Below are 8,525 nucleotides of genomic sequence, written 5' to 3'. Positions count from 1 at the left end.
GCAACAGCCGAGTTCGGGCGGGGGAGGGCAGGGTGGGGGCAACGGTGTTTCCGTTGGCACCGCCGATGCCCTTTGGCGCGGGCCTGCCCCCTCCCCAACCCTCCCCCGCACGCGGGAGAGGGGGCTGATTGTGCCGGGCGCCCTCACCGCGCGGTCTGGCGGGTGGGGCGATAGGCGGACTGGTCGATGCCGTGGCGACGCAGCTTGTCGTAGAGGGTCTTGCGCGGAATGCCGAGGGCCGCCACCGTGGCCTGGATGTCGCCCTGGCTCGCTTCCAGCGCGGCGCGGATCTCGCCCGCCTCGAAGCGGTCCACACGCTCCGGCAGGGTCCCGTCCGCCGGTTCGGTCGGCGCATCCAGCTCGTCCCCGAGGTCGTCCACCAGCCCCAGGGCGACGCGCTCGGCATAATGCACCAGCTCGCGCACATTGCCCGGCCATTCGTGCGTGGCGAGATGCTTGCGCACCAGGGCATCCAATTCCGGCGGCGGCCGTTTGAAGCGCTCCGCCGCGCGGGCGAGGAAATGGCCGAACAGCAGCGGCACGTCCGCCCGTCGCTCGCGGAGTGAGGGAATGCGCACGCCGGCCACGTGCAGGCGATAATAGAGGTCTTCGCGGAAGGCGCCCTGCCGGACCAGCGCCGGCAGGTCCACCTTGGAGGCGGCCACCACGCGGATGTCCACGCGCCGCGTCTCGTTGGTGCCCAGCGGCGCGATCTCGCGCGCCTCCAGCACCCGCAGCAGCTTCACCTGCAGGGCCGGCGACATGGCCTCGATCTCGTCGAGAAAGAGGGTGCCGCCATTGGCGTGCTCGATGCGCCCCACCCGCTTCTTCAGCGCGCCGGTGAAGGCGCCGGCCTCGTAGCCGAACAATTCGCTCTCGATGACCGTTTCCGGCAGCGCGCCGCAATTGACCGCCACGAACGGGTTTGAGGCGCGGCGGCTCCAGCGGTGCAGGGCGTTGGCCACCACCTCCTTGCCGGAGCCGGTCTCGCCCTCCACCAGCACGTCCACGTCGGCGTCGGCGATCTGGCGCAGCATCTGGCGCATGCGCGCCATCACCGGGGTGGTGCCGAGCAGGGGCATGTCCTCGCTGGCCGCTTCCACCGTGCGCTTCAGCTCGCGGTTTTCCAGCACCAGGCGCCGCCGGTCGAGGGCGTGGCGCACGCTGGTGAGGAGCCGGTCGTTGGCATAGGGCTTGGCGAGGAAGTCGTAGGCCCCCTCGCGCATGGCATCCACCGCCATGGCAATGTCGCCGTGGCCGGTGATGAGGATGACCGACAGGTCCGGATCGACCCGCTTGAGGCGCCGGAACAGTTCCAGCCCGTCGATGCCCGGCATGCGCACGTCGCTGACCACGACGCCGGGGAAATCGGCACCGATCTCCTCCAGCGCCGCGAGGGCGGAGGCATAGCCGGTGACGGTAAGGCCGGCCAGCATCAGCGCCTGCACATTGGCGGCGCGCAGCAGGTCGTCGTCATCGATGAAGGCGACATCGCTCATGAGGTTCCCTCGGAAGCCCTCGGTAATGTGATGGTGAAGACGGCGCCGCCCGCATTGGCCACGGCCAGCGTGCCGCCCGATTCGGAAATGATGTCCTTGGAGATGACGAGCCCCAGCCCCAGCCCCTGCGGCTTGGTGGTGGTGAACGGCAGGAACAGCGCGCCCAGCACCTCCGGCGGCAGGCCGGGGCCGTTGTCCGCCACCGTGATCACCACCTTGTCGGCACCGGTGGCGGAGGCGATGCGGATCGCGCCGTCGCGGCGCGTGTCGAGGGCCTCGGCGGCATTCTGGATGAGGTTGACGAACACCTGCTCCAGGCGGACGCGGTCGCCCGTCACCTGCGCTTCCGGCACATCCAGGGCAAGGCTCAGGGTGATGTCGTTCTGCAGCAACCGGTAGCGCAGCAGCAGCAGCGCCCCGTCCACCACCGTGCCCAGCTCCACCGGTTCGAGGCGTGCGGCGGACTTGCGGGCGAAGGCGCGCAGTTCGCCGGTGATGGCGCCGATGCGCTCGGTGAGCATGGCGATGGTGGCAAGGTTCTCCACCGCCGGGCCGGTCTGGCCCTGGGCCAGGAAGGCGCGGGAATTTTCGGCGAAGGTGCGGATGGCCGCCACCGGCTGGTTCACCTCATGGGCCACGCCGGCGGCGATCTGGCCGAGCACGGCGAGCTTGGACGCCTGCACCAGTTCGTCCTGCAGGGCGTCGATGGCGAGGCGGGCGCGCCGGCGTTCCTCCATCTCGGTGCGCAGCTGGGCATTGGCGGCGCTCAGCTCGGCGGTGCGGTCGGCGACCCGGGCCTCCAGCTCGCGCCGGGCCTTCGCCTCCTGCGCCTCGGCGCGGGCGCGGCGGCGGCGGCGGGTGCGCCACAGGCCCGCCGAGCCGATGCCCACCACCCCGAGAAGGGCGGCGGAGGTGCGCGCCGCGGTGGCGGCGAGGTTGGTGGTGGCCGCCGTGGGCGCGAGCACGGACAAGCTCCAGTCGGTGGTGGGCACGGGGAGGGAGGATTCGAGGAAATCCTCCCGCTTGGCCTGGCCCGGCAGCCGCAGCCGCTTCACCGCCGGATCGGCGGCGGTGGGATCGAGGTCGAGGAGGTCGAGGGGCGCATCGCCGAACTGCAGGCTCTCGCGGATGGCCTCGCGCTCCACCTGGTCGAGGGGGCGCGTGGTGCGGAAGCGGAAGCCGGGCATGCTGGAGATGAGCACGATGTGGCGGGCGTCGGTGACGAAGGTGGGCTCGGCGAAGCGCCGCCACTCGTCCTCCAGCGCGTCGAACTCGGCCTTCAGCACCAGCACGCCGATGGGCACGCCGTCGGCCTCCACACGCTGGGCGAGATAGAGGCCCGGACGGTGGCTGACCGTGCCGAAGGCGAAATGCTCGGCCCGGCCCTGGGCGAGGGCGAGGCGGAAATAGGGGCGGAAGCCGTAGTCGCTGTTCAGGAAGCTCTCGGGCGTGCGGTAGTTGCTCGCCACCACCGTGTGGCCGTCGGCGTCGATGAGATAGATGACGCCGGTGCGGGTCCCGGCCGCCAGCTGCTCGAACCTCCTGTTGAGGGCATCGATGCGCGCCGCATTGCCGGTTTCCAGAGCCCGGCGCACGTCGGGGTCCTGGGCCAGGGCGAAGGGCAGGGAGCGCTGCTTCTCGATCTCGGAGCGCAGCACCGCCACGCGCAGGGCGGCGGCGGTGGCCGCGCTCGCCTCCACCTGGGCGAGGGCCCAGCGGCGGGCGGCATAGTCGGCCACCCGGTCAAGCCCCAGCATGATGACGGCGACCGCCAACACCACCCCTGCCGCCTTGAGGATGGGTCGCCGGCGGGTCACCGGCCGACCTGTGCTGAGGGACGCGTCCACTCCCGATCCCTGCTCTCGATTGTGTGCGGATTTCCGCACGTCGTTGAGGGCGAGAGTGCATCCATCCGCACGCCAAGTCGAGGCAAATTCCGCGGCCCTGAAAAATTCATATGAGTTCGCAATGGCCTAACAAAGATACGCGTCTGACGCGGGACTGGCATGCAGCTTGCGCAAGATGGGGCGTACCCGGCGTCCTGCGCCATCCCGTCAACGAAGCATCCGGCGTCCGCAGTGCCCGTCGCAAGAGGCGCCCCGGCCCCGGTGGAGGAACTCTCCAATGGCCCATGCAATTCCCGCCATGGCGGTGCCGGCGCATCCGCGCAAGTTTTATCACCACCTGTATTTTCAGGTCATCATCGCCATTATCGCGGGCATTCTGCTCGGCCATTTCTATCCGGATGTCGGCGCCAGCCTGAAGCCGCTCGGCGATGCCTTCATCAAGCTCGTCAAGATGGTAATCGCCCCGGTCATCTTCCTCACCGTGGTCACCGGCATCGCCGGCATGCGGGACCTCGCCAAGGTCGGGCGCGTGGCCGGCAAGGCGATGATCTACTTCCTCACCTTCTCCACCCTTGCGCTGTTCATCGGCCTCGTGGTGGCGAACGTGGTGCAGCCGGGCGCGGGCCTCAACATCGACCCCGCGAGCCTCGACCCCAAGGCGGTGGCCGGCTATGCGGCGAAGGCCCATGATTCGACCATCATCGGCTTCCTGATGAACATCATTCCGGCGACGCCCGTCTCGGCGCTCGCCTCGGGCGACATCCTGCAGGTGCTGTTCTTCGCCGTGCTGTTCGGCATCGCCCTCGGCGGCGTCGGCGATGCCGGCGATCCGGTGATGAAAATCCTGAACTCGGCTTCGGCGGCCATGTTCCGCCTGGTGGCGATCCTCATGAAGGCGGCCCCCATCGGCGCCTTCGGCGCCATGGCCTTCACCATCGGCAAATACGGCATCGGCTCGGTGGCGAACCTCGCCATGCTGATCGTCACCTTCTACATCACCGCAGCCCTGTTCATCTTCGTGGTGCTGGGGCTGGTGGCACGCTACAACGGCTTCTCCCTGTGGAAGCTGCTGAAGTATATCCGCGAGGAACTGCTTCTCGTGCTCGGCACGTCCTCCTCGGAAGCCGCCCTGCCGGGCCTGATGCTGAAGATGGAGCGCGCCGGCTGCGCCAAGTCGGTGGTGGGCCTCGTGATCCCCACCGGCTACTCGTTCAACCTCGACGGCACCAACATCTACATGACGCTGGCGGCCCTGTTCATCGCCCAGGCCACCGGCATCCACCTGTCGTTCGAGGAGCAGATCCTGCTGCTGCTGGTGGCCATGCTCTCGTCCAAGGGCGCGGCGGGCATTACCGGGGCCGGCTTCATCACCCTGGCCGCGACCCTCTCCGTGGTGCCGAGCGTGCCGGTGGCGGGCCTGGCCCTCATCCTCGGCATCGACCGCTTCATGTCCGAGTGCCGGGCCATCACCAACTTCATCGGCAACGCGGTGGCCACCATCGTGGTCGCCCGCTGGGAAGGCGAACTGAACAAGGACCAGCTCAACCGCACCCTCAACGGCGAGCATTTCTCGCTGGAAGACGAGCTGGAGACCAGCGGCGTCCCGGCCACGGCCGTGGCGGCGGAGTGAGCCTGTCCTGACCCATCCGGCGGGTTCCGCCTCTCCCTCGGAGAGGCGGGCGGGGGCTCGCCGGACCGGGACCGCAAGGTCCCCTGCCGCCTCCCGTGACGGGAGGCGGTTTCATTTTGCGGATGGCGTTGTGCCGCCTTGACGGCCGGCCGGCGCCGATGACATCGAAGGCTCCGACCAACGGGGCCGCACGCCATGACCGAGCAGACCGCGCCAGGCGCGCAGGAGACCGGCGCGCAGGAGACCGGCGGACAGGAGACCGGCACTCACGGGACCAGCGCGCCGCCCGGCTCGCCCGGCGAAGTGTTCGCTGCCTTCCTCAAGCTCGGCCTGACCTCCTTCGGCGGTCCCGTGGCACATCTCGGCTATTTTCGCGACGAGCTGGTGCTGCGCCGACGCTGGATGGACGATGCGGCCTATGGCGATCTGGTCGCCTTGTGCCAGTTCCTGCCCGGCCCCGCCTCCAGCCAGCTCGGCTTCGCCCTGGGCCTGCTGCGCGGCGGCGGGCTGCTCGGCGGGCTCGCCGCCTGGGCCGGCTTCACCCTGCCTTCCGCCATGGTGCTCACGGCCTGCGCCCTGGGCGCCGCAACCCTCGCCGGTACCGACGGCCTGCTGCACGGATTGAAGCTGGTGGCCGTCGCCGTGGTGGCGCAGGCGGTGTGGGGGATGACGCGCACCCTGACGCCGGATCGCGCCCGCGCCGGCATTGCCCTCGCCGCGCTTGCCCTTGTGGTGTTCGCGGGCAGTGCCCTGGGGCAGGTGGTGGCCATCGCGCTGGGCGCCCTCGCCGGGCTGGTCCTGTGCGCCGAGGCGGCGCCCGCGCCCGCGGCTGTGCCGGGCCCTGAACCGGCCTTGCCGGTGCCGCTGTCCCGGCGCACGGGCGCGCTGCTGCTGGCCTTGTTCGCGGCGTTGCTGGTGGTGCCGCCGGTGATCACGGCGGCGACCGGCATCCAGGGGCTGGCCCTGTTCGATGCCTTCTACCGTTCCGGCGCTCTGGTGTTCGGCGGCGGACACGTGGTGCTGCCCCTGCTCCAGGCCGAGGTGGTGGCGCCCGGCTGGGTGTCCGCCTCCACCTTCCTCGCCGGCTATGGCCTGGCGCAGGCGGTGCCCGGCCCGCTGTTCACCTTCGCCGCCTATCTCGGCGCCGCCATGGGGCCGGCCCCCAACGGCATCGCCGGGGCGGTCATCGCGCTCGGCGCCATCTTCCTGCCGGGCCTGCTGCTGGTGACCGGCATGCTGCCGTTCTGGGACCAGCTGCGGCGCGGCACCCGCGCCCAGGCCGCCATGCGCGGCGCCAATGCGGCGGTGGTGGGCCTGATCGGCGCGGCGCTCTACAGCCCGGTCTTCACCGGAGCGGTGTTCGGCGCGCCGGATTTCGTGGCGGCGGCGGCCGGCTTCCTGCTGCTCACGGTGTGGCGGGTGCCGCCGCTGGCGGTGGTGGTGCTTCTGGCCGGCGCGGGGGTCTTCCTCGGCTGATACCAAAGGCCGGTGAGCTTTGCTCATGGGCCTTTGGCCAAGCCCGCGCGGCGCTTGAGCGTGACCCACTTGGCACCGGTCGAAGACCGGGGCCGAAGGTATGAGGTCCGCTCAGCGGCGGCGGCGCTGGCGCGCGCGCTGGTCTTCCAGCTTCAGGCGCACCGTGTCGAGGGCGCGGATGGTGTCTTCCAGCCGCTTGGCGATGGCACGCCGCATCTTGGCGGTGGCGTCCGGGAAGCGCTCCAGCATGGCGACGAAGGCGGTGCGGGGGATCTTCAGCACCTGAACCTCGTCGGCGGCCACCGCCGTCACCGGGCGGGGCGTGGGCACGATGAGGGCGGTCTCGCCGATGAGCGTGCCCGGGCCGACCTCCTTGAGCAGGCGCGGCGCGTCCACCTTGCGGTCGTCCACGAGGCGGATGTGGCCGGAGGCGATCACATAAGCGCAGTCCGCGATCTCGCCCATGCGGAACAGGGTCTCGCCCCGCGCCAGGGTCTCGGTCCGCGCGTCGGCCGCCAGCAGGCGCAGCGCCTCGCTGTTCAGCATGTCGAAGGTGGCGACTGACCGGAGCAGCGCGATGTCCCTCTCAATGCTCACCGACGGGGTTTCCTCACTTCATTGGAGCCTTTGGGATGCTGAGCATCCCAAGCTCAGGGCACCAGCTTGTAGCCGCCGGCCTGGGTTGCGAGCAGTGTGGGGTTGGAGGGATCGGGCTCGATCTTCTGGCGCAGGCGATAGATGTGAGTTTCCAGCGTATGCGTGGTTACCCCGGAATTATAGCCCCACACTTCCTGCAGCAGGGTCTCGCGCGGCACCGGCGTCTTTCCGGCGCGGTAGAGATAGCGCAGGATCGCCGTCTCCTTCTCGGTGAGGCGGATCTTGGAGCCGCGCTCGGTGAGCAGCAGCTTGGCGCCGGGCCGGAAGGAATAGGGGCCGATGGCGAACACCGCGTCCTCGCTCGCCTCGTGGGAGCGCATCTGCGCCCGCAGGCGCGCCAGCAGCACCGCGAAGCGGAACGGCTTGACGATATAGTCGTTGGCCCCGGCCTCGAGGCCCAGGATGGTGTCGCTGTCGGTGTCGTGCCCGGTGAGCATGAGAATGGGCGCCTTGAAGCCGGCGCGCCGCATCAGGCGCACCGCCTCGCGCCCGTCCATGTCGGGCAGGCCCACGTCCATGATGACGAGATCGATGGCGCCGTTCTTCGCCAGTTCCATGGCGCCGGCGGCGGTCTCGGCGGGCACCGGTTCGAACTCGTCCTGGAGCGCGAGCTGTTCGATCAGGGCGTCGCGCAGCTCCGGGTCGTCTTCGACCACCAGGATTTTCCACGCATTGGGCATTCAATTCCTCCTGCGCCCTTGCAGGCGCGCGAATCGCGCAAGTAGAGCATGCCCATGGCTTGACGCAAATTTCCATCCATGGACGGGCATCGGGGGGTACCACATTACGTCATGGTTGAGCGATATCCTGTGGGCATCTCCCAAATCACGGTCTGGCGACGTCCAGGCGCCCCTCATCTCGGCGTTTTGCGCTGCGGCGGCCTTTGCATTCCGGTGGCGCTGGGGCGCTCCGGTGTGGCCTTCGACAAGCGCGAAGGCGACGGGCGAACCCCCGCCGGACGCTGGCGGATCGAGCGGCTCCTCTACCGGCCGGACCATGGCCCGCGGCCGGTGACGCGCCTGCCCTGCCGGCCGCTGAAGCCGCAGGACGGCTGGTGCGACGACGCCGCCGACCGGCGCTACAATCGCCCCGTGAGGCTCCCCATCGGCGGTGCCCGCGCGGTCTCCCACGAGCGCATGTGGCGGGACGATGCCCTCTACGACCTGGTGCTGGTGCTCGACCACAACGCCCGCCCCCGGGTGGCGGGGCGGGGCTCGGCCGTGTTCGTCCATCTGGCGCGCCCCGGCTTTCGCCCCACCGAGGGCTGCGTGGCGCTGCGGCGGGCCGACATGGTGCGGCTGCTGGCCCGGCTGTCCCGCGCGCCCGACCTGCTGATCGCAGCGTGAGGACGGCGGCGGCGGCGTTCCCAGGGGCATGCTCGGGTGTGACTGAGTTTGAAATGGAGCACCGTCGCCA

General features: G+C 70.1%; 7 protein-coding genes. 3 read left to right on the top strand and 4 right to left on the bottom strand.

From position 1 onward, the window contains the following. Positions 1-143: 143 nt before the first annotated feature. Both V5F48_RS24700 and V5F48_RS24695 read right to left on the bottom strand, forming a co-directional pair. Positions 144-1,499, bottom strand: coding sequence for a sigma-54-dependent transcriptional regulator (locus V5F48_RS24700; RefSeq protein ID WP_394260608.1), 1,356 nt, complete (start codon positions 1,497-1,499; stop codon positions 144-146). Continuing rightward, on the bottom strand, positions 1,496-3,346 hold the full coding sequence (locus V5F48_RS24695) for a sensor histidine kinase (RefSeq protein ID WP_394260607.1): 1,851 nt from the start codon (positions 3,344-3,346) through the stop codon (positions 1,496-1,498). The genes V5F48_RS24700 and V5F48_RS24695 overlap by 4 nt, the downstream gene beginning before the upstream one ends. A 277-nt stretch (positions 3,347-3,623) precedes the next feature. Here V5F48_RS24695 and V5F48_RS24690 point away from each other — a divergent pair, with 277 nt between their 5' ends. Together V5F48_RS24690 and chrA are read left to right on the top strand one after the other, a co-directional pair. Then, positions 3,624-4,976: a dicarboxylate/amino acid:cation symporter gene (locus V5F48_RS24690; RefSeq protein WP_394260606.1), complete on the top strand. Its 1,353-nt coding sequence runs from the start codon at positions 3,624-3,626 to the stop codon at positions 4,974-4,976. A gap of 195 nt (positions 4,977-5,171) precedes the next feature. Next, positions 5,172-6,452: a chromate efflux transporter gene (gene chrA / locus V5F48_RS24685; RefSeq protein ID WP_394260605.1), complete on the top strand. Its 1,281-nt coding sequence runs from the start codon at positions 5,172-5,174 to the stop codon at positions 6,450-6,452. A 111-nt stretch (positions 6,453-6,563) separates the two neighbouring features. Here the strand turns inward: chrA and V5F48_RS24680 are convergent, their stop codons facing one another. Further along, positions 6,564-7,049: a cyclic nucleotide-binding domain-containing protein gene (locus V5F48_RS24680; protein WP_394260604.1), complete on the bottom strand. Its 486-nt coding sequence runs from the start codon at positions 7,047-7,049 to the stop codon at positions 6,564-6,566. A 53-nt stretch (positions 7,050-7,102) separates the two neighbouring features. Further along, positions 7,103-7,789: a response regulator transcription factor gene (locus V5F48_RS24675; RefSeq protein ID WP_394108612.1), complete on the bottom strand. Its 687-nt coding sequence runs from the start codon at positions 7,787-7,789 to the stop codon at positions 7,103-7,105. A 111-nt stretch (positions 7,790-7,900) separates the two neighbouring features. Here V5F48_RS24675 and V5F48_RS24670 point away from each other — a divergent pair, with 111 nt between their 5' ends. Further along, positions 7,901-8,455, top strand: coding sequence for a L,D-transpeptidase family protein (locus tag V5F48_RS24670; RefSeq protein ID WP_394260603.1), 555 nt, complete (start codon positions 7,901-7,903; stop codon positions 8,453-8,455). Positions 8,456-8,525 lie beyond the last annotated feature (70 nt).

The organism is Xanthobacter autotrophicus ATCC 700552, assembly GCF_043194565.1.
GTDB lineage: Bacteria > Pseudomonadota > Alphaproteobacteria > Rhizobiales > Xanthobacteraceae > Xanthobacter > Xanthobacter autotrophicus_F.
The sequence above is the reverse complement of the archived record's forward strand: the minus strand, read 5'-3'. Positions and strand labels throughout refer to the sequence as shown.

Excerpts from the sequence above, each read along its gene's own strand:
- V5F48_RS24700 (WP_394260608.1), bottom strand. The coding sequence starts at position 1,499 with ATGAGCGATGTCGCCTTCATCGATGACGACGACCTGCTGCGCGCCGCC.
- V5F48_RS24690 (WP_394260606.1), top strand. The coding sequence starts at position 3,624 with ATGGCCCATGCAATTCCCGCCATGGCGGTGCCGGCGCATCCGCGCAAG.
- chrA (WP_394260605.1), top strand. The coding sequence starts at position 5,172 with ATGACCGAGCAGACCGCGCCAGGCGCGCAGGAGACCGGCGCGCAGGAG.
- V5F48_RS24675 (WP_394108612.1), bottom strand. The coding sequence starts at position 7,789 with ATGCCCAATGCGTGGAAAATCCTGGTGGTCGAAGACGACCCGGAGCTG.
- V5F48_RS24670 (WP_394260603.1), top strand. The coding sequence starts at position 7,901 with ATGGTTGAGCGATATCCTGTGGGCATCTCCCAAATCACGGTCTGGCGA.